The organism is Pseudomonas sp. Leaf59, from assembly GCF_920984685.1.
GTDB lineage: Bacteria > Pseudomonadota > Gammaproteobacteria > Pseudomonadales > Pseudomonadaceae > Aquipseudomonas.
Map to the genome: position 1 here is coordinate 1 of NZ_CAKLBR010000022.1, position 23866 is coordinate 23866.

20 protein-coding genes are annotated in these 23866 nt (G+C 51.4%); 13 read left to right on the top strand and 7 right to left on the bottom strand.

The genetic code is table 11. From position 1 onward, the window contains the following. Positions 1 to 276 precede the first annotated feature (276 nt). The 3 genes from LUB09_RS20070 to LUB09_RS20080 all read left to right on the top strand — a co-directional run bounded on the left by LUB09_RS20070 (position 277) and on the right by LUB09_RS20080 (position 3406). Entirely contained in the window at positions 277 to 1053 is a 777-nt protein-coding gene (locus LUB09_RS20070; RefSeq protein ID WP_209985258.1) for a LexA family transcriptional regulator, read from the top strand. Between the two features lie 370 nt (positions 1054 to 1423). Beyond that, positions 1424 to 2638, top strand: coding sequence for a tyrosine-type recombinase/integrase (locus LUB09_RS20075; protein WP_231423520.1), 1215 nt, complete (start codon positions 1424 to 1426; stop codon positions 2636 to 2638). Positions 2639 to 2695: 57 nt separating this feature from the next. After that, a complete protein-coding gene (locus LUB09_RS20080) occupies positions 2696 to 3406 on the top strand; it encodes a hypothetical protein (RefSeq protein ID WP_231423521.1) in 711 nt (236 codons plus the stop codon). A 52-nt stretch (positions 3407 to 3458) separates the two neighbouring features. On the opposite strand, the gene LUB09_RS20085 is transcribed toward LUB09_RS20080, so the two are convergent. Together LUB09_RS20085 and LUB09_RS20090 are read right to left on the bottom strand one after the other, a co-directional pair. Continuing rightward, the gene (locus LUB09_RS20085; RefSeq protein WP_231423522.1) at positions 3459 to 4550 is read right to left on the bottom strand and encodes a YagK/YfjJ domain-containing protein; all 1092 of its coding nucleotides are present in this window, start codon (positions 4548 to 4550) and stop codon (positions 3459 to 3461) included. A gap of 223 nt (positions 4551 to 4773) precedes the next feature. Then, positions 4774 to 4992, bottom strand: coding sequence for a helix-turn-helix transcriptional regulator (locus LUB09_RS20090; RefSeq protein WP_331282173.1), 219 nt, complete (start codon positions 4990 to 4992; stop codon positions 4774 to 4776). A gap of 817 nt (positions 4993 to 5809) precedes the next feature. Here LUB09_RS20090 and LUB09_RS20095 point away from each other — a divergent pair. After that, the gene (locus tag LUB09_RS20095; protein ID WP_231423523.1) at positions 5810 to 6778 is read left to right on the top strand and encodes a DUF932 domain-containing protein; all 969 of its coding nucleotides are present in this window, start codon (positions 5810 to 5812) and stop codon (positions 6776 to 6778) included. A gap of 250 nt (positions 6779 to 7028) precedes the next feature. On the opposite strand, the gene LUB09_RS20100 is transcribed toward LUB09_RS20095, so the two are convergent. Further along, a complete protein-coding gene (locus LUB09_RS20100) occupies positions 7029 to 7346 on the bottom strand; it encodes a helix-turn-helix domain-containing protein (RefSeq protein WP_231423524.1) in 318 nt (105 codons plus the stop codon). 172 nt (positions 7347 to 7518) lie between these two features. On the opposite strand from LUB09_RS20100, the gene LUB09_RS20105 reads away from it, so the two are divergent. Both LUB09_RS20105 and LUB09_RS20110 read left to right on the top strand, forming a co-directional pair. After that, positions 7519 to 8154 carry a hypothetical protein gene (locus tag LUB09_RS20105; protein WP_231423525.1) on the top strand — a complete coding sequence of 212 codons (636 nt, stop codon included), beginning with the start codon at positions 7519 to 7521 and terminating at the stop codon, positions 8152 to 8154. Between the two features lie 582 nt (positions 8155 to 8736). Beyond that, complete coding sequence (locus tag LUB09_RS20110; protein ID WP_231423526.1) at positions 8737 to 11133, top strand: AAA family ATPase; 2397 nt, start codon at positions 8737 to 8739, stop codon at positions 11131 to 11133. A gap of 126 nt (positions 11134 to 11259) precedes the next feature. Here the strand turns inward: LUB09_RS20110 and LUB09_RS20115 are convergent, their stop codons facing one another. The 3 genes from LUB09_RS20115 to LUB09_RS20125 all read right to left on the bottom strand — a co-directional run bounded on the left by LUB09_RS20115 (position 11260) and on the right by LUB09_RS20125 (position 16071). Continuing rightward, positions 11260 to 13941 carry a DEAD/DEAH box helicase gene (locus LUB09_RS20115; RefSeq protein WP_231423527.1) on the bottom strand — a complete coding sequence of 894 codons (2682 nt, stop codon included), beginning with the start codon at positions 13939 to 13941 and terminating at the stop codon, positions 11260 to 11262. A gap of 4 nt (positions 13942 to 13945) precedes the next feature. Further along, positions 13946 to 15553, bottom strand: a complete 1608-nt coding sequence (locus LUB09_RS20120; RefSeq protein ID WP_231423528.1) for a site-specific DNA-methyltransferase — start codon at positions 15551 to 15553, stop codon at positions 13946 to 13948. A 281-nt stretch (positions 15554 to 15834) separates the two neighbouring features. Next, the gene (locus LUB09_RS20125; RefSeq protein ID WP_231423529.1) at positions 15835 to 16071 is read right to left on the bottom strand and encodes a hypothetical protein; all 237 of its coding nucleotides are present in this window, start codon (positions 16069 to 16071) and stop codon (positions 15835 to 15837) included. Positions 16072 to 16539: 468 nt separating this feature from the next. On the opposite strand from LUB09_RS20125, the gene ycaC reads away from it, so the two are divergent. Then, positions 16540 to 17172, top strand: coding sequence for an isochorismate family cysteine hydrolase YcaC (ycaC, locus tag LUB09_RS20130; RefSeq protein ID WP_057010158.1), 633 nt, complete (start codon positions 16540 to 16542; stop codon positions 17170 to 17172). Positions 17173 to 17214: 42 nt separating this feature from the next. Here ycaC and LUB09_RS20135 read toward each other — a convergent pair whose 3' ends face one another. Further along, positions 17215 to 18528 carry a sensor histidine kinase gene (locus LUB09_RS20135; RefSeq protein WP_231423530.1) on the bottom strand — a complete coding sequence of 438 codons (1314 nt, stop codon included), beginning with the start codon at positions 18526 to 18528 and terminating at the stop codon, positions 17215 to 17217. Positions 18529 to 18917: 389 nt separating this feature from the next. On the opposite strand from LUB09_RS20135, the gene LUB09_RS20140 reads away from it, so the two are divergent. The 6 genes from LUB09_RS20140 to dxs all read left to right on the top strand — a co-directional run bounded on the left by LUB09_RS20140 (position 18918) and on the right by dxs (position 23846). Then, positions 18918 to 19094 carry a hypothetical protein gene (locus LUB09_RS20140; protein WP_231423531.1) on the top strand — a complete coding sequence of 59 codons (177 nt, stop codon included), beginning with the start codon at positions 18918 to 18920 and terminating at the stop codon, positions 19092 to 19094. Further along, positions 19094 to 19729, top strand: a complete 636-nt coding sequence (locus tag LUB09_RS20145) for a hypothetical protein (protein ID WP_231423532.1) — start codon at positions 19094 to 19096, stop codon at positions 19727 to 19729. Before LUB09_RS20140 ends, LUB09_RS20145 begins: the two co-directional genes overlap by 1 nt. A 133-nt stretch (positions 19730 to 19862) precedes the next feature. Next, complete coding sequence (locus LUB09_RS20150) at positions 19863 to 20498, top strand: hypothetical protein (protein ID WP_231423533.1); 636 nt, start codon at positions 19863 to 19865, stop codon at positions 20496 to 20498. A 211-nt stretch (positions 20499 to 20709) separates the two neighbouring features. Continuing rightward, complete coding sequence (locus LUB09_RS20155) at positions 20710 to 20952, top strand: exodeoxyribonuclease VII small subunit (protein WP_003176346.1); 243 nt, start codon at positions 20710 to 20712, stop codon at positions 20950 to 20952. Then, a complete protein-coding gene (locus LUB09_RS20160; protein ID WP_231423534.1) occupies positions 20949 to 21836 on the top strand; it encodes a polyprenyl synthetase family protein in 888 nt (295 codons plus the stop codon). Before LUB09_RS20155 ends, LUB09_RS20160 begins: the two co-directional genes overlap by 4 nt. Positions 21837 to 21947: 111 nt before the next feature. Next, the gene (dxs, locus tag LUB09_RS20165) at positions 21948 to 23846 is read left to right on the top strand and encodes a 1-deoxy-D-xylulose-5-phosphate synthase (RefSeq protein ID WP_231423535.1); all 1899 of its coding nucleotides are present in this window, start codon (positions 21948 to 21950) and stop codon (positions 23844 to 23846) included. Positions 23847 to 23866: the final 20 nt, after the last annotated feature.

Sequence of the window (23866 nt, forward strand, 5' to 3'; positions counted from 1 at the left end):
GGATGAGTCGGTGCTGATCTACAACGGGGAGCGGCCGCACTTATCCCTGAAATACAAAACGCCCGATGCGGTGCATCAGGCGTTTTGAGACTGAAACAGGTGTAAACCTATTTCAGGACTAGACACGCACCTAAACGTCAAGTTCAACTAACAACAAACAGAGTTTAGCAAACCGATAAAGTTGAAAAATCAGGCCACAACTAAGTAAAAACCTACAGGCGCAATTCAACGCATGGTTTATTTGATTGGTTTTCTTGGCCAGTAAACTCTGCGTTTATGAATACATCAGGTGATCGTTTAAAAGCACTATTAAGGGAAGTTCATCTTTCCGCCTCCGACTTCGCCAAGAACCGCGGCGTCACGCCCCAGCACGTGAACAACTGGTTCAAACGCGGCGTGCCCATGGGCCGACTCAACGAGATCGCAGAGCTGTTATGCGTCTCCAGCCGTTGGCTGCGCACTGGCAAAGGCTCCAAACACCCACCGGCCAACTTCCTGCTGGAAGGCCCGGGAACCACGAAAGGACTCACCTACGTCCGCGAGGAAAGCGGAAAATACCTCACAGGCCCAGCCTGTCTCCCGGAAAAACTCGACGTGGAACTCCCCCTCCACCCCACGTTCACCTCCACCGAGCGCATCCGCGTCTCCCTGCACACCCTTGACGCCCTCAACGTAAACCCCGACCGTGCGGTAGGCGCCTACATGGTCGACAACAGCATGATCGACATCATCCAGCAAGGCGCTACCCTCGCCATCGACCGAGGCCGCACCCAAATCATCAACGGCGAAATCTACGCCGTGGAGCATGACGGCATGCTGCGCATCAAATACCTCTACAACCGGCCCGGCGGCGGATTGCGAATGCGCAGCCACAATGCCGCCGAGCATCCGGATGAATACCTCACCTACGATGAGCGCTTCGAACAGAACTTCCTGATCGTGGGCTGGGTATTCTGGTGGTCCACCCTGAATAACCGCCGCCCACCAGTGCCGCTGGACGATCACTTATTGGGCTGGGAAGGCTCTAAATCGGATCCGGAGGTGGGCAACTGAGGTGAATGTGGGTATCATCCGCCGCACATTTGGCAGGGGGTGGCTTTGCGCTATCTATCCTGCCAGGCGATGCGGAGGAGTTCCCGCGGATGCCCCGACTATTCAGCCCGACTCGATGTGGGCTGAGCGATTTGAAGGCTGGTGAGGTTTGTCAGAAGCAAGCCGAAGCAGTCAGCGAGAAGCCGGCCACAAGCCGGCTTTTTAATTGTCCGAAATAATCCTATCCCATCCAAGAATCTTCCTGATAGCTTAGCTATTCCGGGGGTTCAAGGGATTCCCCTGTCCGATGGTGTTCAACGCCATTCGACCTCATCCGACGATGAAGTGGGGGGACAGGTGGGGGGACAAAGCGGACGACAGGGGAAATCCAATGGGTAAGCTGAATCCGAAACAAGTCGAAAACCTGACCGATCCCGGCACCTATGAAGATGGTGATGGGCTACGGTTGGAAATCAAACCTAGCGGGACTAAATCCTGGACACTTCGCTTCCAACTGGCAGGTCGCCGTAGAGAGATGGGCTTGGGCTCATTCCCTGAAGTGACTCTCAAAAAGGCCAGGCTCGCGGCCAGCGCCAAACGCACTCAAGTGAGCGATGGCATCGATCCTCTGGCAGCCAGAGACGTAGAGCGTGCAGCTCAACGGGAAGCCGAGCGAGTAAGTGAAGCCAAGCAACTGAAATTTGAAACGCTCGCAACGGAATACCGTGATGCTCACGGCGCGGCGTGGTCGGAGAAGTGGCGTAAAGGGTGGCTGCGGAAGCTGGAGCTGTATGCGTTTAATCACATAGGCAAGCTGTCAGCCGAAGACATCGGTACTCCCGAAGTGCTCAAGGTGCTGCAACCCATCTGGGCTACCAAAACGCGAACCGCCGATGAGGTACGTGGGCAAATTGAGCAAGTTTTGGACGCCGCGAAGGCACGCAACCTGCGACAGGGGGAGAACCCTGCTCGCTGGCGCGGGCATTTAGACAACCTGCTGAGCCGTGCTGAGAAGAAGAAGGCCCGGAAGCGCGAGCACTTTGAAGCGTTGCGCTGGCAGGATGTGCCGGATCTGATGATAAAACTCAGGGCAAACCCCACGCCTCCGTCTTGGGCCGCTCAACTGTTGATCATGACTAGCGCACGCGCGCACATGGTCAGGTTCGCTCGTTGGGATGAGTTCGATCTAGAAGCTGGGACTTGGTCGCTGCCAGGTGAGCGAATGAAGATGCGGGTAGCTTTCGTAATTCCGCTTGCCGAGGAAGTCGTAAAGCTGGTGAAGAGCATTCCACGAGATGAAGGAAGCGCCTTTCTATTTCCAGGCCAGGGCAAGACAGGAGTCATGCACGCAAACGCAGTACGGACGCTCCTGCATGGCATCGGGTACGAACACATCACCCGACACGGCTTTCGATCCTCATTTAGAGACTGGGCCGGTGAATGCACTCACTACCCACGGGAGGTTTGCGAGATGGCTCTGGCGCATGATGAACGTGACCAAACTGAAGGGGCGTACTCTCGCTCAGATTTTCTAGACAAACGCAGAGCATTGATGACCGACTGGGCAAGCTTTATGGGAAGCAAAACCAGCGCCACAGCGGAATAACAACTTTGACAAACAGCAATTAAAACTAACTATGCGGTCAAAAAACCAGGACTTTAGATGCCTACCATTGACAAAAAAGTAGCCGCGCCGAAGCCTAAAAAAAATGAAACAACGGGGCTAGGCGTAACTGAAGAATTTTATCAAGCACTAGCCCACCGAACTCCACGAGACGCAATTGAAAAGAATTTCCAGTTACTTGATGAGAGTACCAAGCTCATCGACAAGAAAACCAATTTCAACCGACTCAAAAAAGAAATAGAAAATGACATAAGAATGAATCCCGAGTTCACCAACAAGATCGAAGTTCTTTGGGTAAAACATACGCTAGGGCTCGCGAGAAATTCTTATGAGTACTTTTATTACGCCTCGCTTACGCTGACCATAATGGCGACCCTAGCTGTGGAAGAGGGAGAAACGGAAAAGGCTTGGTCTTACGTTGCCGAGGCCTTATTTCTAAGCGGGACACTCGCAGAAAAAGAGATGGCGACAATCCGACAAGAAAAAAATCAATCAAAGAAAACAAGCAACTCAACTGGCGGAATAAAAGCAGCTAAACGTTATGACGCTGTAAAGCTGCTAATCAAGAAACTCTTAACGGCCAAACGATCAACGAGCAACTGGATTACAGCAACAGATGCCGTTAACTCCATCATGAAAGAGCTTCAATCAAATAAAGAGTTCATCCTTTCAGGGGACAATGCTGGAAAAACCATAAGAAAGTGGATTATCCATGATGATATATTCAAAGAGTTTGGATTTAAATCTTGATCTTCACCTCATAAAAAAACAACTCAAGCCAGTGCTAGGCTTGAGTTGTTTTTTATGAGGCTTGAACAAGTGACCTGGGCCTTCCCATCTTCTTAGCTGGTATTTTAGGCGCTAATCCCTTACCGAGTGCTCGAGATTTTCCCGGGAGAACCATTCGCAAATAATAGTCGGGCTTCGTTAAGTAAGAGGCAGCCAGCATTAAGTTTTCGCGTTTTTTTTGATCATGATGCTCTACAATTCCAATTCCGCAGTCTCTGTAAAGATATTTCTTACTATTACAATTAAAGTAAACACCATCACCGTTTGTAACCTCGCTGACCCAGATCTCTCCTGCCCGCTTGGCCCACATGACATCTTCCTGGACCTGAGACCCGTCGAAAAACAACATCAAATGGTAGTGATAAAATTTATCCAGGCCATACTCTAATTTCCAAACAAAACCGACCATCTTATCTTTTGCCAACTTATTTAAAGCCTTAAAAAACTCCACTCTATCTTTACTTACATTCCTGTGCTCAACTTCTTTTTCGACGTCTATATCTGCTAGCGTCCTACTGTATCCGAGATCAAGACGAACAACCATAAGCCGCGAATAAACTGAGAACATCCCGTTTATATATCTTTTAACCTCAATAAAATTCTTATCCGCAACACGACGGAAATTTCTTAATTTAGCCTTAAATCTCTCCACCTTACCTAGGCGCCTAAGCTCTTCAATAGCTGTATTTAGGGTAGCCACAGACAAGGTAAGGTTTGGTACAAGCTTACCCCTTAGCTCCCAAGCCAAGTTATTTAGCTCAAGTTTGTAGGCAACATCAAAGAAGATAGAAACATACGGGTTAAATTCATAGTAAGGGAAATTCCTGGACACCAACTTAAGTTCAGCCTGTAGAAGATTAATGAACTTAACTCCGAGCTCACTCATCTTCAATCTATGACCACCGGACCGACCAATCGGCACCACATAAAACAAAGGACTCTTAGTCGATATTATTTTTTTCAACACTTTTTCTATCGTGCAAATATAATCTGCAACATGCCACTCATCACCTAGCACACGAACAGCTAATTCTCCCCCACCCGCATTACTCCCCCCCGTCTTATAACAAGATGCAAATAGTGCCATTTCATTTTCCGAGTACATGGCCAACCCCATTCCTTCCGACTGCTATCAAGATTAGTTTTATAGACGCATTTCTTTTATTCATATTAACAATAACAAATGAACCAGAACTCGCCTGAAGGCTTATGCCTATAGCGGTGGCGCTTTGACTGGAAAATTGTTAGTAAATACTAATAGCTAAAAAATTTATAACTTAAAGAGTTAGTGCCAAAACCCACCTCCTCGATCAACTCGATTTACGGTGTCAACAGCTAGGGCGATTGCCTATCCATTCGTTCAGCGAGGATTCGATCCAACCTACGGCAGAGATCCCTATTTTCACGGGCTTAGGGAATGAAGCATCGTAGCGAGGAGAGCGATTGTTGAGCCGATCATAAATGGTTGAACGTGAGAGCCCCAAACGCTCGCGGACCTGTGTGAGCCTCAAAATTCTGGCGGTTGGTGGGGTATCTGAACTCATCATTTGCCTACCTCGTATCGTTGCGGAGAGAAAACTCTACCGGCACATCAACAGGCGTGGTTGTGCTCTTCTCGAATTAAAAAAATACACGATTTGGGCCATTGGAAATGAGACACGAAGCCATCATCACGAGGCAGCAAATCCTTGCCCCTAACTCCCCCTTCCCCACCACCGGCCAACGAGGTCGATGGCTTCAGATCTGGCCCAGCGTTGCTCAAAACCCATCTTGCAATGCTAGAGCTCGGTTGTTGCCCAGAACCGATCCAAGCAACAACGCAAAAAATCTCAGCCACACATCATGAACAGGAGAGTCCAAGTTTTTGGGCATCCTCGTCAGCAACCAACCTGCAAAGAGCAGGCCTCTCAAGACCTATTTGTCCATTCAACAGGAGCACAGGCATGCCACTCAGTTGCCCATCATGCAGTCCAAATCCAAGAGCTTCGAACACACCCTCTCGGAAAATTTTCTCAATTATTTCGCTGGCTGGTGCCACGTTGCGGGCTATCGCTGACGGAAAGGACGTGAAATCTAAGCTGAGCAGAAACAGCCCATTCACCGGGTTCGCTGGAGCTTTCCTTCACGCACTTTCTAGGGAAGCTGCCAGCTTTACCAACGCAAATAACAGCGTTCAAAACACGCTATCTCCCATTGCCTGCCAAAGCTGCTTGAACCTCGCCAGACACCGTTAAATAAGGGCTGGGCCCTAAGTCTCACCAGCTCCATAACGTTTCCACATCCCGTTAAAAAATACGCCACCGTCGGTCGCCCCTATGAGTCTGTATGGAGGATGAGCTGTGGCAATAACTTTAAGGACATTGCATGACACACCTTATCGAACAAATGGCGTACAGCGGTGCAACACCCTGGCACGGCTTGGGCTCCAGTCTTTCGCCGAAGCAACCTCTGGAGATATGGCAGCGAGAAGCCGGGATGAGCTGGCAGATCGAGGAAAGCCCCGTACATTTCAAAGCCGATGCCGTCGGACACCTGAGCACGATTCACTCCTTTTCAGAGCAGAAAGTCCTTTATCGTTCCGACACAAAATCTCCGTTGTCGGTGGTTTCCAGTCGTTATCAAGTGGTCCAGCCTGGCGAAGTGCTGGAGTTCTACCGAGATCTCACTGAGGTATCAGGGTATGAGTTGGAAACGGCAGGTGTATTGAAAGGAGGCCGCAAATTCTGGGCTCTCGCCAGGACAGGGCATACGAGCACTCTGAAAGGAAACGATCAAGTAAACGGCTATCTACTACTGGCAACCTCTTGCGACGGCACGCTCGCCACCACGGCAACACCTACCAGCATTCGCGTGGTTTGCAACAACACACTGGCGGTTGCATTGGATGGAGCCACACACGCCATCAAGGTCCCACACAGCACACGTTTTGTTCCACAGACAGTGAAGAAACAATTGGGCATCGCCGTCTCGCAATGGGACGAATTCATGTACCGAATGAACATGCTCGCCGCACGCAAAGTACAGTGGCATGAGGCTATGGGCTTTTTCATGGAAGTACTGTGCGACACCGGCTCTGGGGACCCCATCCCCGAAGTGCTGCCAAATAAACGGGCAATGGAAAAGGTGCAAAGCCTATACGAAGGAAAAGGCCGGGGGTCTGACCTGGAATCGGCTCGTGGCACCGCATGGGGTCTGTTGAACGCCGTGACTGAATACGTTGATCACGAGCGCAGGGCCATGAGCTCAGAGTACCGGGTAGATTCAGCGTGGTTCGGTCAGGGTGCTGCAATCAAACAACGCGCCCTCGACTCTGCTCTTCGATTGGTAGCCTAACGTTATCCCCAGCACTGCTGCTTGAGCACTTTCCGCTCAAGCAGCTCTATACCTGAAGGAAATCGCGATGAATGTAATACGCTTTATCGGTCTACTTTTTGTGTTTTTCGGAATACTGGCGAGCTGTGTCTTGGCAGTTTTGCTTGTGTTCATCCTGGCGCGCTTTTGGCCCTTGCTGATCGCGGTGGTGGTCTCATGTGTAATATTTGAAGTTATAGCCAGAAAGGCCGGGGACCCGGCACCCACAATGTCAGTCTGAGGGCGCAGCGAAAAGCATCTCATCCAACCGACTCATTAGCTCCACGCGTCCCAACGCATGAAGCTTATGAAACTTGACCAGCAACTCCGCCTCATCATCCTCAACGGCATAGAAAAATGCTGCCGGTACGTTGAGCACCTTGCTCAAACGCTCGACAAAGTCAGGAGCTGGAACCCGCTTTCCCAGCTCATAGCGATTCATGCGAGTGCTCGCAGACATCTCATCCAGACCAGCATCCAAACCTAACCGCTCCTGCGATAAGCCTGCCTGCACGCGGGCCTGCTTGATGCGCTTTCCCAAGACTGACATGCACACAACCCATTTGCCAAAACGGCATCGTGATTGCTTGTCTTTCGCTCGATACTACCGTTTTGGTAGTATCGGGATTAGCGTCGCACCTCAGCGGGTCTCTGAGACAAGGCAAACCCCTCGGATATGCATCAAGACTTCGCTCATTTCTAACTTTACAAGGAAGACTCCCATGAAACGCTCAGCACTTGTCCTGCTCCCTTTTTTGATGATTCTTGGCAGCGCAGCACAGGCTCAAGACGATGTAGCAGCTTGTACTCTAATTCGGATAGACCAGTATTATGGGCTCAAAGAATGGGATTGCCGCGTCCCTAATACCCCGGTCCGGATCAGCAACGTCTACACAGACCAGCAAGGCCAGCAACGTGTTGAGAGCATAAGCAGTCAACAAAATGCGATGTGTGACGATCAGGGAGTTTGTTCAAACTCGGGGAATTTTGCGGGAAATGCGCCAGCGGGAAGTTATCACTATACTTTTGGCTGGTATTTGGGAACTGACACTCAAGGTAATCCAGTATCGTATAAAAGTGGAACAGGACCGGGATTTGGCGGAAAACACTTCGCAGCTGCTGAAGCAGCTAAAGATACTAAATCGGTTAAGACTCTTCCCGATGTGGTTTGCATGCCGACTGCCAGCTTTAATTGCTCAATTGATGACAAAGAAATAGAAGATGAAGATTTGCCTAAATACCTTCCGGTAGTAATAGAGCAAGACGTCAAAAGTGCTGGCGGGAGCTGTCAAAGTGTTCCATTGTGTTTTGACAAACGCATGAAACTTTTGGGGCTAAACAAAAAATACTTTAAGTAGATTAATTTAAAGAAACACTAGGCGGTCCCAGTGCATAAGTCCGGAGGATAGCTCAAAGAGACTTACGTACTGGCCGTGCACAATACAGCGTCTTCTCGTACTCAACCCACTACAGTTAGTCGTAGACACCGCCCAACACAGGCTAGCAAGGATATCGGGCAGAGCTTTTCGCGAGCATTACAAGAGAGTGACGATACAGCAGCTCGCTTTGAGCCAAACGAACATGCGCTAACGGATGTTGCGCTGCCGGTATTTCAGCCATTGCGCCGACGCAGCTTAAAAAATCAGCAATCAACACACAGGATGCGACGGAAACCTTGTACCGCCTCGACATCTTTGCGTCCTGCCTTCGATGATAGCGGACCCTACCGAATCTCAGAGCTCAGGCTCTGGTGGTTTGGAGATTTCGTGCAGAGCCTAACAGGACGCATCGCCGCTTTTCAAAACTTATAGACGACCTTATGCGCAAAGCGTAGTTTGGCATGCGGCGCCCGCTTCACGATTGGTCTCAGAAAAAATAAAGATGGTCCCCAAAAAGCGTCGTCTACCGCAAGTCTGGCTTCTCAAAAAAGGGAGAGAAAAATGATCGAGTCAATACGCCTTGCAAATATCGCCACCTACGGGAGTACGCCAGAAGCGATAACTGACCTAAAGGAGATAAACTTCTTTTATGGCGCTAACGGAGCGGGCAAGACCAGTATCAGCCGTTTAATCAACGACCCTTCAATTTCACCAACCTCTCAGGTAACGTGGCGACGAAATACTCCGCTTCAGGCTTTGGTGTACAACAATGAGTTTATTGAAAAGAACTTCACCTCAGTAGTGGACCTCAAGGGAGTCTTTACTTTAGGTGAGGCAGAACAATCACATATTGATCAAATTGCCGCCGCTAAGAGTGCATTAACCAAACTGACTGTCCTTCGAGATAGACATCAAGAAACTCTAACCGGAACGAATGGTGCCGGTGGTAAGAAAGCCGAAATTACAGCTATTGAAACAGATCTAAAGGAAAAGTGTTGGGCCCAGAAGCGAGAACACGACGGCGCCTTCCAAGGCGCATTCACAGGACTGAGGAATAACTCAGACAACTTCAAGGCCAGAGTATTGACAGAACACAAGTCAAATACTTCGGACTTGGTTGAAATTGAAGTCCTTAAAGAAAAAGCAAAATTGCTGTATGGCGATGCGCCCGAATTCGTAAGCATAATCCCCTCTATAACTGTCAATACACTGATTGAGCTTGAAAGCGCCCCTATTCTGAAGAAGAAAGTCCTGGGGAAAAGTGATGTTGATATCGCTTCGATGATTGAAAAACTCAACAACAGTGACTGGGTCCGTCAAGGCGTAAAATACTTCAAGGAAAATGAAGACAACTGTCCATTCTGCCAACAAAAAACATCTAAAGACTTTGAACGCAGCCTTAACGAGTACTTCGACAAAACTTTCGAAGCTGATACATCCTCGGTTAACACGCTACAGAGCTCCTATAACTTGAGTGCAGAGTCCTTAAATCAGCAAGCAGCTCGCATTATTGATTTAAAATCGGATTTTATAGATCAAGAAAAACTTGAGCTTCAACTCGGACTGCTAAACTCGCTCATCACCATCAACCAGCAGAAAATTGAAAGTAAAAAAACCGAGCCTAGCTCCAGCGTCGAATTAGAACCGATCGAGGCAGTAACAATTGATTTAGCGAAAATTATCGACACCGCCAACAACAAAATCGCCGAGCAGAACAGAATTGTTGCTAGTTTCACGACTGAGCAGAAAAAGCTAACCAACCAGATTTGGAAATACCTTCTTGAAGTAGAGCTTAAGGATGCCTTGGCTGACTATGACAAGAAAAGAGATTCGTTGATCAAGGCCACATCTGCACTTGAAATACAAATTGAAAAAGTAAACACGGAAATCAAAGATAAAGACACAGAAATCAAGGAACTTGAAAAAACAACGACAAGTATTCAGCCGACGGTAACGGCAATTAACCACCTATTGAAAAGTTTTGGATTCAAAGGATTTTCACTAGCAGTAGCTTCAACTGGAAGTTCCTATAAGTTAGTCAGGGCTGATGGTACTGACGCTAAAAACACTCTCAGCGAGGGGGAAAAGACCTTCGTTACATTTCTATACTTTTATCAACTACTGAAAGGGAGCCCCACCAATAGTGGAATGACAACCGACCGAATTGTGGTAATAGACGATCCAGTATCAAGCCTTGATAGCGACATTCTCTTTATCGTTGGCAGTCTTATCAAAAAACTATTCGCCGAAATCAAGGACAACACTGGAAATCTGAAACAAATATTCGTATTGACCCACAACGTATATTTTCACAAAGAAATCACGTTTAACCAAGATCGTCGTGCAGTTGCGCTTCGGTATGAAAGCTTCTGGATTGTACGAAAGCCAGGAATGTACTCGACAGTAGAGCGATGCCCCACGAACCCAATAAAAACTTCTTACGAATTGCTATGGTCTGAGCTAAAAAAACCCGCAATACAAAATCTTACAATACAAAACACTTTGCGTAGAATTCTGGAAAACTATTTTAAAATTCTGGGTGGCATCGACCTCAATAATTTGTATGAACAATTTGAGGGGGAGGAAATGATTCATTGCAAATCTTTAATTTCTTGGGTCAATGATGGTTCCCATTTCAGCCACGACGATCTATACGTTGCAATCGAAGAACCCATGGTTGCTAGCTATACCAAAATCTTCTTCAAAATATTCAAAGTCACAAAGCAGTTACCGCATTACGAAATGATGATGGGTGATCATTATATCGACTTGGACCCAGAAAACGTCGCGCCTGTGGTAGTTGCAGCTGTAAGGGTCGAGCCCGAACCAACGATAGCTGATATGGCACAAGCCATCCAGATCGACCAAGGAAGCTTACCTAGCGACTCAATTTTAACCGCAGCCAGGCCGAGAAGCATTCTGCCTGCGGACCCCGCAGATGAAGAACTACCATTTTGATCTGACTGAAATATTTAGAGTGCTCGATTGAACCAACGCAATCGAGCACATTTTACAATCACAACTTTAATTTTAATGGTCTAGCCAGACATTCCAGCTAGGACGTTCTGTTCAAAATACTCAGCTTCAAAGTTGTGCGATTTTTTTCAACGCATTGGCGAGCGTCTCGGAGCCCTCAATGGCGTTTTTCTCAAACAGCATCATATAACGATAACCTCCTTGTGAAACTTTAGCCTCCCAAAGCTTCCCCAGCTTCAGTTTGGCAGCGCTGTCAGAGTTATCCCGATCATCGCCTTTAGTCTCCAAAATTATTATCTTTCCAGACTTCAGCTTGATTACAAAATCAGGATAATGATTGATAAACCCGTTTATTCGAAAACCTTTACCCCTGGATAGATTGCGATGCCACCATTGAACGCTCTCTAGATTTGCCACGGCCTCAATCACACGTGCCTCAAATTGACCAATCGACGCTTCCGTAGTGTAAAGGCTCTTCGGTAACGATGGGGCATTAGCAGATGGGATAATAAAATCGGGTATAGTGAAACTAGGTAGCACCTTGATTTTATCTAAATCCAGCATGTCACTGAAAACCGTCTGTGCATGCGCGGTGGCTAGCTGTTCAATTTTGACCTTTATCTTACGAGCATAAGCAACATCACGATCAAGACAATCGCGAATCTGCTCTGGAGTAAAGCTTTCGATAATTCTAGAAACGTATTTACGTAACTCAGGGTCCGTTATCGGCCACATATTACCGATCAGGCCAGCGAGCCGAGCAGCAACGTCACGAATCTGGCTTTCGCGGGACAGTGAAACAATCAAGTTGTTAAATTTTTGGCGGCCAGCTGCGTCGACTTTAAAGGGTTTTGGTGCATAGTCACCCTCTCCCGATTGTTCAAGATCGACTCGATAAACTTCAGCTACTACATCTTCAAAACTGATTGTAGCGTCGGCCGTGTCCAATCGGAAATCTTGCAACAGCTCATCGCGCTCAAGTAGCTGCATTTCATCTTTTTCAGAAAACCATCCACTATTTGCAACTTCCACAAAAAACTGCGGTATCTGCAAAGAGAGTGCGTCGTCCTTAAAAATTTCTTTGAGTTTGTGCCGATTCACTTTTTCCTCCAGCTCGACCGGCACATCACTAGCTACCGCCGCCTTGGCCTCGAATTCTTTATTTTCTATCGTCGCTTGTTTCTTGAGGACCTCTACAAAAGCAACAGACACATCGCTTGCTGAAGGCGCTATAGACGTCGTGTCTCTGTCTTCCGCGACGACCAGTGGAACCTCAGGCCAGTCCTCATCTAACTCTTTACTCGGCGGCTGACCTTCCGAATTGGTCGTACTAATTGATGGGGCCTGATCTGAGCCTATAGAAGGCTGATGCAACTCGAAGATATCGGCGGTAGATGGCGCCGGCGCCAAACTTAGTGTGGCATTAAGGATGTCGGCTGAACGATAGTCCTTATTCGAAAACCCACTTCGGTTCAACGCCTTTACAACACTTTGAAGAGTATCCGAAAAGCGATTACTAGCCGTAAAAACATATGACAAATTCAGTAGATCATGGCCATGTTGTTGCACATGAGGCATACGGAGCACGCGACCGAGTATCTGCTCCACATCTACCGCTGAGGATTTATCTGCCAACGAAGCCAGGATGTAAGCGAATGGACAGTCCCAGCCTTCTTTGAGAGCGTTAATTGTAATAATGTAACGCACAGGACAATCGCGGCTCATCAAATCAAGACCTTTCAGCTCATTCAGCTCAGCCGTTTTTATCTTGATTTGATCCTCTGGAATTCCAGCTTTCACTAACTGTTCACGGACTTTCTCAAAGGTAGTTTTATCTTCCCCTGTCCGAGGTTGTGCTTGGAAGAGTACAATCGGGCGAATATATTTTCCGCCCGTTTTTTCCTGTTCAAGTGCCAACTGTTCGAGCTGCCGACGCAGTATTACCGCGCTCTCGATAACGTCGGTTCTGCTTCCTCGATTGGCTACTATCACAGGCAGTTTAACCATATGCTGCTTCTTGAGAGCCATGGCATCTACGTAGCTGATTATATTGCTATTATTGCGAGGCGTAGCAGTGAGGTCAAAAATGAAATGGGGGTTTAAATTAACCAACATCTCCACAGACAGGTCAGTCTCTGCGTTATGACTCTCATCCACCACCACTACAGGTTTTAGCCCTCGAATAACATTTATCAAAGATGAAGCGTCGTGATCCGGCAGCAACCAATCTGCGTCATGGCCGTCACTAAGAAAAGAGGCCAAATAGCCGTTATCTTGATAGATTTTTCTGGCTTCTTTATTTTTCGCCCGCAAACTATCAAAAGACATCACAACTATGGATAGTTGCTCTTTCACCGTATCAGCAGAAAACCCAGCGCCCATTAACAAATCGGCCCGCTCGTAGATAGCGACTCGATTTCTGAATAAAAGATTGAGGCGCTGACGGTAAGGATGGTGAGGATCTGTTAGATTTTCTATTGTCTGATCAAGTATAGTTAACGTAGGTACTAGCCAAACTACTACTTGGGGCCGAGTGGGATGCTTAGTAGCCAGGGCATCAAAAATGCTTTTTAGGGCATTTACGGCAATGTAAGTTTTTCCGCCCGCTGTGGGAACTTTGGCGCAAACGTGTGGAACGCCAGGTACGTTATTTTTGTAAGGCTCAGCACTAATGCCCTTTTGCTTCCAATAATCTGCAAAGGAAGTACGCAAGTCTTGAGACTCAGACAAGATATCTAGATACCCTGTCAAATCCGAAATCACTTTGTTCTGATAATCTTTAAGTTCCATTTGTTCAAAACCTCGTTATATCGCGAGGGATTTTTTTGAACGTTAATCCGTGAAGCATCATGAATTCCTTGGTTAGCAAGCAACGGTCGGCGTAAACAATTGCCCTCGGTGGCTTCTCCGCTCCAAAATTAAGAGTCGCTAGATAATCCATATTCAGGCACGTAGCTTCTCCCGGAGAATAATTAAAGATCCATGCCATCTCAGGGCTGAGCCCCAAAACATGTGGGGAAAATGGATTGTCGACGTCTGTCCGATACTCGTTAGGAATACCTTCTGCATATGCCACGTAATCACGAATTGCCTGAATCCCAGCTTCTTCGTTTAGCTGATCCTCCGATTCAAAAATCGGCTCACCGATTGTGAAGTAATCAAACCCGCCACCGAGAGGAAGAGTTCGCCCCTCTCCCTCACCATATCCGTTCATAACGCGTCTGACGCGCTCCGCAGTGATGGTATCAGCGTAATCCATGGTCTCAATCAGGATAAACCGCCGATTTCCTTTGTCTTCGGCGTTAAGTTTTAAAACTGCATGCGCTGTTGATCCGGAACCGGCAAAACTATCAAGCACAATTGCATTCGGAGCAGCTGCAATTTTAAGTATGCGTTCTATTAGGGTTGTAGGCTTCGGCGTATCGAAAACGGCACTGCCGAAGATACTTTTAATCTCCTGCCCCCCTAAATCAGTAGTTCCCGCGTCCCGATAGGACCAAAGGTCAACAGGAACCATCCCGGATGCTTCCCACAAATACAGCTTCAGTCGGGGGTAAATCGCGTCACCGCTTTGGCCCCACCAAAGACGCTTTTCAGCTTTGTGCTTGCAGTGTTCCTCATACGAGTATTTCCAGGCATGGGTCGGATGCTCGATGATCCGACCGTCAGGCGCCTCGATCTCATAGACTAAATTCGCCCGACGCTCACGGGTCGCTGGATTAACGTAGGACGAGGTCATCCACGGTCCCCGAGGATCATCATCTTGGTTACTATAATTTGCGTCAGCCTTCGCCGTCCGTCCTTCCTTGACTTCCGTAAGGTGCGAGCTTTTGCGGTAAACCAGAATTGTGTCTTTGAGCGAATAAAAAAGTTTGGCATTGTTACTTCGCGTGTACCGCTTTTCCCAAGCGATCGCGGCCATGAAGTTCCCATAGCCAAACATTTCATCAAGCATCACGCGAGCGTGGCTGGCCTCGGTATCGTCTAAACTGATAAAAATCAAACCATCCTTAGCCAACAGACGGTGCAAAAGCTTCAGCCTTGGATACATCATGCAAAGCCACTTGTCGTGGCGTGAGAGATCCTCGCCTTCTTTACCCACAACCTGGCCTAGCCATTTTTTCAGCTTTGGATCGTTGACATTGTCGTTGTAGATCCATCCCTCATTACCAGTGTTGTAAGGGGGGTCGATATAGATACAATCCACCTGTCCCTCGAACTCGGGCAGCAGCGACTTCAAGGCTTCCAGGTTGTCGCCCTGAATGATCCGGTTGTTAAAGGAATTCGTTGGCGCGCCTGCCGCAGTCGAACGGAACTGCTCGGTTCGGTTGAGAACACGGAATGGTACGTCATGATGGTGATTGACGACTTTATCCTTGCCAACCCAGGTCAATGTAGGCATTTGCAGCTGTTCCTTTTGTTCTGGCTCGTTGCATGGTGTGCATTTTGCCTGAGTGAGGCGGCGCGTGTCTCATCGGTGGGCAATGACCACAGAGATATTCAGCGTCAGCATTAGTAGTTGAGCGATGACTTTGAGATGCGCACTCCAGATGGGGGGACAAATGGGGGGACAGAAATAGATGATTCCGTAATCGCCAACAAAATAAGGCCTAAATTCAACAATAACGCCGCCCACAAGCCGGCTTTTTAATGCCTGTAAAAAACCTCACTCCAGCCGTTGCATCAAGCCGGCCGCATGCACTCCACAGCCCGCTCCGCCACCATTTTCGCCATATCCACCAAATGCATCACCGCCTGCTGCGGCGCAGCTACCGGCTGTGCGAGCGCCTGCGAAGTTGCCACTGCACATTGCAGCAGCTCGGCTACCCGCAACCAGGCATCTTCAAAGCTCAGTTCTTCATTGACAGTGAATGGGTTAGTTGAAGTCGATGACAGCGAATCCGAACGAACGTTATCCATAGCAAAACCCCTAGCAGTAAGTGGATACCACCGTCATTTCGCGACTAAACGAATAGAGGTGGCGGCTGAACGCAGGTTAGTCGACCGGCCGCTAGGCACCGGCGCACCCGAAGGTGCCCTGCGCACAGCCACCATAATGTTCAGGCGAGAAGAAACCTGAATTTGGGATGGCACGTGCGCCTAGCGATATCCGGGCGACTAAACCCGATCACTGAATAGGCAGTGACGGACCGCAGCCTAGTCGCGGGATTTCACTGGCGCAAGCCGCTGGGATTCTCTAGGAAACGTCCTGCAAATGAAAGGGATCGGACCTGCTGGCTATTCAATACACGAGAAAGCGGCCACCGCCTACTGTCCCCTTCAAGTTGACAGTAAGACGCCCGCCACCCGATTTATCCCCCAACACCCACGCTTTAACCTGTGCCCATGTTGAACAAAACATCCAACCAACCAAAAAGGACTTCAACCATGAGCACTCCAACCTACAGTCGCTTGAACAAAGACGACGCCATCGTTCTGCTGGTCGACCACCAGACCGGCCTCATCTCGCTGGTGCAGGACTTCTCCCCCAACGAGTTCAAGAACAACGTGCTTGCGCTGGCCGACCTTGCCAAGTTCTTCAACCTGCCGACCATCCTCACCACCAGCTTCGAGCAAGGCCCCAACGGCCCGCTGGTGCCGGAGTTGAAGGAGATGTTCCCGGATGCGCCTTACATCGCGCGTCCTGGTCAGATCAACGCGTGGGACAACGAAGACTTCGTCAAGGCGATCAAGGCCACCGGCCGCAGGCAGATCATCATTGCCGGTGTGGTCACGGATGTGTGCGTGGCGTTCCCGACCTTGTCGGCGCTGGCGGAAGGGTTCGAGGTGTTTGTGGTGACGGATGCGTCGGGCACCTTTAATACGACGGTGCAACAGGCGGCCTGGAGCCGGATGACACAGGCCGGTGCGCAACTGATGAACTGGTTCTCGGTGGCGTGCGAGCTGCACCGCGACTGGCGCAACGATATCGAAGGACTGGGGAATCTGTTATCCCAGCGCATTCCCAACTATCGCAACTTGATGAATGGCTATGCGGCGCTGACAGCCCAGCAGAAGTAAGTGATCTGCCAAGCCTGCCCTGAAAAGCAGGCTTTTCACGTCTCAATCGACAAGCAAATGTGGATCGATACGCCCAAGAGCCCGCATGTACAGGTTCATGGTGGTCCCCTCACCCAATGCCGTGTGGACTTTCACCGTGCCACCCGCGCGCTGCGCGAATTCCATCACTTGGGATAATCCCAGCCCGGTGCCTTTGCCTGCGCACTTGGTGGTGAAAAAGGGCTCAAAAATCTGCGCGGCAAGGGCTTCGGGGATGCCCGGGCCGTCGTCGCTGACGCTGAGCAACAGGTAGTTGCCTGCTGCGAGCGCTTCGTCCTGGGTCAGGTTGACCAGACGCGAGGTGATGTGGATACGGCCTTTGCCGCCCAGGGCATCCCGGGCGTTGGTCAGCAGGTTGATCACCGCTGCGCTCAACTGCGCTTCTTCGCACAATACGCCGGTGCCCGGCGGCGCCAATGCCATTGAGAACTCGACACCGTCCGAAGCGGTGCGCAACAGCACGTCGCGCATGCTCTCCAGACGCTCGTTCACGTCGATGCACATCAGGTTGGGGCTGTCGTGGCGCACGCTGGTCAGCAGGTGGTTGACCAGCAATCGGCCTTGATCCACGGCTTGCATGCCGGCATCGCTGAAGCGTTCGACATCCGCCGGCCTGCGTGCGCGCAGGCGGATCATTTGCAGGCTGGCGCTCAGGGCCTGGAGCAAGTTGTTGAAGTCGTGGGCGATGCTGGCGGCTACCATGCCCAGGGACGAAACGCGCTTGGCATGATGAAGAAACTGTTCGGCCTGGCGGCCCAGGGCTTGCGCCTGGGCGAGTTCACTCTCCAGGCTGCGCGCGCGTTGTTCGCGTTGTTCGCTGAGCAGGCGCAACTGCAGCAACGAGGCCGTTTGACGGGCCAGGGCCTGCAGCGCGCTGTGTTGCGCAATGGTCAGCGTGCGCGGTCGCGTGTCGATGACGCACACGGTGCCCAAGGCAAAACCTCGATCATCGCGAATCGGCGCACCTGCATAAAAGCGGATATACGGCGGGCCCAGCACCAGTGCGCTGTGCTCGAAACGCGGGTCGCAGAGGGCGTCTTCAACCACCAGCACTTCATCGGGCGCGAGGATGGCATGGGCGCAGAACGCCAGGTCGCGATGGGTCTCGCGCACGTCCAGGCCAATGCAGGCCTTGAACCACTGACGCTCGTTGTCCACCAGCGACACCAGCGCAATCGGCACATCGCACAGGCCGGTCGCCAGCAGCACGATGTCGTCGAAACCTTGCTCAGGAACGCTGTCCAGAATGCCCAGGTGCTCCAGGGACCGGATGCGCTCATGCTCGTTGGCAGGAGGCGGGGCAGGAAGATGAGGCATCTGCATACGTCGCGATCAGTCCGTGAAAGAAAAGGATGCGCGGGGCATTGCGGCCCGGCAAGGTAAACAAAGGAAATCTTGTGCCCGTCTGTCTCTTGATAGCAGCAGCGAATATTCGCTGTTTTCCTGACGCCTCAGCGTACACCCGCAGGCATGCGCTGCGGTGGTTAGAGGCACCCCTACGGCAATCGTTCATTGGCTCCCCTCCGACACTGCGGTGGCGGTGTCAGTCAATAAGCAGGATCGCTATCTGAAGTAGCCGTCCAGCATGAGTTGCCGCTGACTTCTGCGCTGCTGTCGTAAGCCCATTCTGATTTTGCAAACCGTTCATCCAGCCCTATTTCGCCGGGGCAGAATCCGACGCCTTGACCCCTGCCGAGACGTCACGGATGACCCACGCTGCCCACATCGCTTTTATCGAGCATGAGCTCAATGACTTTCATCAGAGCCTGCTGATTTATCGCCAGCAGATGGACGCCTGGTATTCGCGCGCGCTGGACTCAGTGAGCGATGGGCTGGAAGGAAACCTGAAAACAAACAATCCCACATTCACGAGGCGAAAGTAATGTTAGAACAAAACAAGAAAATAGTACTTGCAGGCGAAGAAGCGCTGAGCGCTTTGAGAGAGATAGAGTTCATACTGCTATCTCTACACAAAATGGGGAGCCATTACTCTGACAACCCTGTAAAGCTGGAAGAATACAGAAAAGCAACCACCGACTTCATCGATAATTTTGAAGTTACAAAACGCCTCGCAAAGGTTCGCACCATAATATCTAAGAGCTTTGATGAATCCATTGGCGATGATGACATGGACGATATAGAGAGATATTTGCTAGACCTGAAGTTATGGAGCCCCGAATCATCAGAAAAAAGCCTATGCAAAATAGAAACCGTTGCTTTCTCGGATGGCACCATCGAACAAATCACAAGTACACGAAACGAGCTACTAATGGTTTTTACTGATTGGCAAGAGCAGTCTTTACTAATAACCTTCCATGACTTAATTGCTTTTCAGGGGCTATGTGCAGTCGGCTGTGAGATAGGCGAGATGTATGAGGAGGAAACTTCCACGCTTTCGGAAGACGCGGCACGCGTTGACCCAGATGAAACAGGAACAAGCTATTTTTTCAAAGCCAGCAATGGAGACGCAGTTGTGCTTATTATAGTTGCAAAAGGCTACAGCGTTGAACGAATATAAAACCAATACTCCATTGTGCAGCGGCATAACCTTATAGTTTCCGCCGAAAAACCAATCAGCCATGAGCTCTCGTAAAAATATCCAATTGGCACATTTGGAAACTGATACTCACAGCTGCCTTAAGAGATAAACAATGAAGTCCGTACACATCAAAGAACTCGGCATTCACCCATGGGATCAACTACACGCGAACACCGACGCCAAATTCACAACCATAACTCTACTTAATCAAAATTTTGCAGACGTTTGGAAACTGTGGTGCGAATTAAGTACACTGCTTACACGCGAGTGGCCCACGATCATTCAGTGGAGCACACTGATGACACCCTTCAGCAGTAAAACTCAAGAATATTTAGCGTTGAGAGAATTCAGCCGCCATTCAACACATGGAGACATCTTTAAAAAAAACAGGATCACATTAATTTATTCCGAAGTGATGCAGCTGAACCCCAACCCAGCGAATATAGATGCCACAACGTTGACGGCTTATCGCACGTCCATTGTCATTATGCAAAAGCAACCTTCGAACCTTGAAAGTATATGGCATAAATTTAGCCACCTTAAAAGTGTATCCACAATAAAAAACTTCGAACTGATGCTCACCGATGACGATTCAATTTACTTTAGATTCTATGACATGGAAACACATGGCGCAGTACAACTCATAGGTCATTCCGAAAACGTACAACTTGCCGATAGCATGCTTAAAGCAATGAACATCAAGCAAATCAAGCAAGACGATGTATACAGCTACATCCACCAAAGATAGACAACCTCGTTATAGTTAACGATCCGAATACCCACGTCTCAGACAATGGCGCTCCTTCCCAGATGATCGGGCACCCAAACCACCCTCAGCACATCATCCGTATTTAGTCTTGCACTCATCGCCATTAGAAGCTTCGTAGCCCCGCTCATTTGCCCCCATCCCCCATGTCTGCTAGTGTCGCGCCGGTTTACCGTCTACCGGAATAGCCGCCATGGCCCGCAAAAAAGTTGCACTCGATTTCGAACAATCCCTCGCCGACCTGCAAACCCTGGTCGAGCGTCTGGAGAACGGCGAGTTGTCGCTGGAAGACTCGTTGACGGCGTTTGAGCAAGGCATCGGCCTGACCCGTGACTGCCAGAGCGCGTTGGCGCAGGCGGAGCAGAAGGTGCAGGTGCTGCTGGAACGTGACGGGGAGCTGGCCGAAGAACCTTTCGATGCGGAACAGCCCGAATGATCGATGCGTACCAGGCCAGTAGCCAAGCCCGGGTCAATGCGGCGCTTGCGCCCTTGTTTGTTGCGCCGGGCCCTGAACTCAACCGCCTTTATGACGCCATGCGCTACAGCGTGATGAATGGCGGCAAGCGTGTGCGCCCGTTGCTGGCCTATGCCGCGTGCGAGGCATTGGGCGCGCCGGCCGAGCAGGCCAACGGCGCGGCCTGTGCGGTGGAGCTGATTCACGCCTACTCCCTGGTGCATGACGATTTACCGGCCATGGACGATGACGATCTGCGGCGCGGCCAGCCGACCACCCACAAAGCCTTTGATGAAGCGTATGCGATCCTCGCCGGTGATGGCTTGCAGAGCCTGGCGTTCAGCGCATTGCTGGACCCGGCGCTGAGCCGCGTCGATGCCGAAACACGCCTGCGCATGGTCAACGCCCTGGCCCTGGCAGCAGGCCCGGCCGGGATGGTCGGCGGGCAGGCCATCGACATGGGTTCGGTCAGTCTCAAGCTGGACCAGGCTGCCCTGGAACACATGCATCGCCACAAGACCGGCGCGCTGATCGAGGCTGCGGTGCACCTGGGTGCCCTGGCCAGCGGTCGCGCCGAGCCCGCAAAATTGGCGGCGCTGCAGACCTACTCGCGGGCCATCGGCCTGGCCTTTCAGGTGCAGGACGACATTCTCGACGTGGAAAGTGATACCGCCACCCTCGGCAAACGCCAGGGCGCCGATATCGCACGGGACAAACCGACTTATCCTGCACTGCTCGGGCTCGATGCGGCCAAGGCGTACGCCCTGGAACTGCGCGATCAGGCCCTGGATGCCCTGCGACCGTTCGACGCGGCGGCCGCGCCACTGCGCGAGCTGGCGCGGTATATCGTCGAACGTCGCCACTGATCAACGGCGGCCATTTGCGCCGCCTATCGCTCAACTTCGGCGCTCCGCGTGGGCAGTTTGCGATGCTTGAGGTAAACTGCCGCCTCTTCTATACCTATAACGATTCGCCTGATGCCCACGACGTTTCAAGAGATTCCCCGCATACGCCCGTCCACGCCGCTGCTCGACCGTGCTGCCACGCCGGACGGCCTGCGTCGACTGGCTGAAGCCGAGCTGGAAACCCTGGCCGATGAACTGCGCCTGGAATTGCTCTACACGGTCGGCCAGACCGGTGGGCATTTCGGTGCCGGCCTGGGCGTCATCGAGCTGACTATCGCGCTGCACTACGTCTTCGACACCCCGGATGACCGGCTGGTGTGGGACGTGGGCCATCAGGCGTACCCGCATAAAATCCTTACCGGCCGTCGCGAGCGCATGAACAGCCTGCGCCAGAAGGACGGCATCGCCGCCTTCCCGCGCCGCGCCGAGAGTGAGTACGACACCTTTGGCGTCGGCCACTCCAGCACCTCCATCAGCGCCGCGCTGGGCATGGCGATTGCCGCCCGTCTGCAAGGCAGCGATCGCAAGGCGATTGCGGTGATCGGTGACGGCGCGCTGACCGCCGGCATGGCGTTCGAAGCGCTCAACCATGCGCCGGAAGTGGACGCCAACATGCTGGTGATCCTCAACGACAACGACATGTCGATCTCGCGCAATGTCGGCGGCCTGTCCAATTACCTGGCAAAAATCCTCTCCAGCCGCACGTACGCCAGCATGCGTGAAGGCAGCAAGAAGGTGCTCTCGCGTCTGCCCGGCGCCTGGGAAATTGCCCGGCGCACCGAAGAATACGCCAAGGGCATGCTGGTGCCCGGCACACTGTTCGAAGAGTTGGGCTGGAACTACATCGGCCCCATCGACGGTCATGACCTGCCCACCCTGATTGCCACGCTGCGCAACATGCGCGACCTCAAGGGCCCGCAGTTCCTGCATATCGTCACCAAGAAGGGCAAAGGCTTCGCGCCGGCGGAGGTCGACCCGATCGGCTACCACGCGATCACCAAACTCGACCCCCTGGACGCCCCCGCCGCCGCGCCAAAAAAAGCCAGCGGTCCCAAATATTCCGGAGTGTTCGGCGAATGGCTGTGCGACATGGCCGCCGCCGACCCACGGTTGGTGGGGGTTACCCCGGCGATGAAGGAAGGCTCCGACCTGGTGGCGTTCAGCGAGCGTTTCCCGCTGCGTTACTTCGACGTGGCGATTGCCGAGCAACACGCGGTGACCTTCGCCGCCGGCATGGCCTGTGAAGGTGCCAAGCCAGTGGTGGCGATCTACTCCACATTCCTGCAGCGCGGTTATGACCAGCTGGTTCACGACGTGGCGGTGCAGAACCTCGACGTACTGTTTGCCATCGACCGTGCGGGCCTGGTGGGCGAAGACGGCCCGACCCACGCCGGCAGTTTCGACCTGTCGTACCTGCGCTGCATCCCCGGCATGCTGGTGATGACGCCAAGCGACGAGAACGAACTGCGCAAGATGCTCAGCACCGGCCACCTGTACAACGGCCCCGCCGCCGTGCGCTACCCGCGCGGTACCGGCCCGAACGCAGTGATCGAAAAAGACCTCGAACCCATCGAGATCGGCAAGGGCATCGTGCGTCGCCAGGGCAGCAAGGTCGCCTTCCTGGTGTTCGGCGTGCAATTGGCCGAGGCGCTCAAAGTCGCCGAGAAGATCGACGCAACGGTGGTCGACATGCGTTTCGTCAAACCCCTGGATGAAGCGCTGGTGCGCGAGATCGCCGGCAGCCATGAGCTGCTGGTCACGCTCGAAGAGAACGCCATCATGGGCGGCGCCGGTGCGGCGGTCAGTGAGTGCCTGGCGCGGGAGAATATCCTCAAGTCGGTGCTGCACCTGGGCTTGCCGGACGTGTATGTCGAACATGCCAAACCTGCACAGATGCTCGCCGAATGCGGGCTGGACGAGGCCGGTATCGAAGCCTCGGTGCGCCAGCGCATGGCGTTGCTGGGCCTGTAGAAACAGGAACCAATAGGTGG

Bases quoted from the DNA above. Each gene is read 5' to 3' on its own strand.
- LUB09_RS20090 (WP_331282173.1), bottom strand. From the start codon at position 4,992: ATGATGAGTTCAGATACCCCACCAACCGCCAGAATTTTGAGGCTCACA.
- LUB09_RS20120 (WP_231423528.1), bottom strand. From the start codon at position 15,553: ATGCCTACATTGACCTGGGTTGGCAAGGATAAAGTCGTCAATCACCAT.
- LUB09_RS20095 (WP_231423523.1), top strand. From the start codon at position 5,810: ATGACACACCTTATCGAACAAATGGCGTACAGCGGTGCAACACCCTGG.
- LUB09_RS20105 (WP_231423525.1), top strand. From the start codon at position 7,519: ATGAAACGCTCAGCACTTGTCCTGCTCCCTTTTTTGATGATTCTTGGC.
- LUB09_RS20075 (WP_231423520.1), top strand. From the start codon at position 1,424: ATGGGTAAGCTGAATCCGAAACAAGTCGAAAACCTGACCGATCCCGGC.
- LUB09_RS20110 (WP_231423526.1), top strand. From the start codon at position 8,737: ATGATCGAGTCAATACGCCTTGCAAATATCGCCACCTACGGGAGTACG.
- LUB09_RS20150 (WP_231423533.1), top strand. From the start codon at position 19,863: ATGAAGTCCGTACACATCAAAGAACTCGGCATTCACCCATGGGATCAA.
- LUB09_RS20140 (WP_231423531.1), top strand. From the start codon at position 18,918: ATGACCCACGCTGCCCACATCGCTTTTATCGAGCATGAGCTCAATGAC.
- LUB09_RS20115 (WP_231423527.1), bottom strand. From the start codon at position 13,941: ATGGAACTTAAAGATTATCAGAACAAAGTGATTTCGGATTTGACAGGG.
- LUB09_RS20135 (WP_231423530.1), bottom strand. From the start codon at position 18,528: ATGCCTCATCTTCCTGCCCCGCCTCCTGCCAACGAGCATGAGCGCATC.
- ycaC (WP_057010158.1), top strand. From the start codon at position 16,540: ATGAGCACTCCAACCTACAGTCGCTTGAACAAAGACGACGCCATCGTT.
- LUB09_RS20100 (WP_231423524.1), bottom strand. From the start codon at position 7,346: ATGTCAGTCTTGGGAAAGCGCATCAAGCAGGCCCGCGTGCAGGCAGGC.
- LUB09_RS20155 (WP_003176346.1), top strand. From the start codon at position 20,710: ATGGCCCGCAAAAAAGTTGCACTCGATTTCGAACAATCCCTCGCCGAC.
- LUB09_RS20145 (WP_231423532.1), top strand. From the start codon at position 19,094: ATGTTAGAACAAAACAAGAAAATAGTACTTGCAGGCGAAGAAGCGCTG.
- LUB09_RS20070 (WP_209985258.1), top strand. From the start codon at position 277: ATGAATACATCAGGTGATCGTTTAAAAGCACTATTAAGGGAAGTTCAT.
- dxs (WP_231423535.1), top strand. From the start codon at position 21,948: ATGCCCACGACGTTTCAAGAGATTCCCCGCATACGCCCGTCCACGCCG.
- LUB09_RS20125 (WP_231423529.1), bottom strand. From the start codon at position 16,071: ATGGATAACGTTCGTTCGGATTCGCTGTCATCGACTTCAACTAACCCA.
- LUB09_RS20160 (WP_231423534.1), top strand. From the start codon at position 20,949: ATGATCGATGCGTACCAGGCCAGTAGCCAAGCCCGGGTCAATGCGGCG.
- LUB09_RS20085 (WP_231423522.1), bottom strand. From the start codon at position 4,550: ATGTACTCGGAAAATGAAATGGCACTATTTGCATCTTGTTATAAGACG.
- LUB09_RS20080 (WP_231423521.1), top strand. From the start codon at position 2,696: ATGCCTACCATTGACAAAAAAGTAGCCGCGCCGAAGCCTAAAAAAAAT.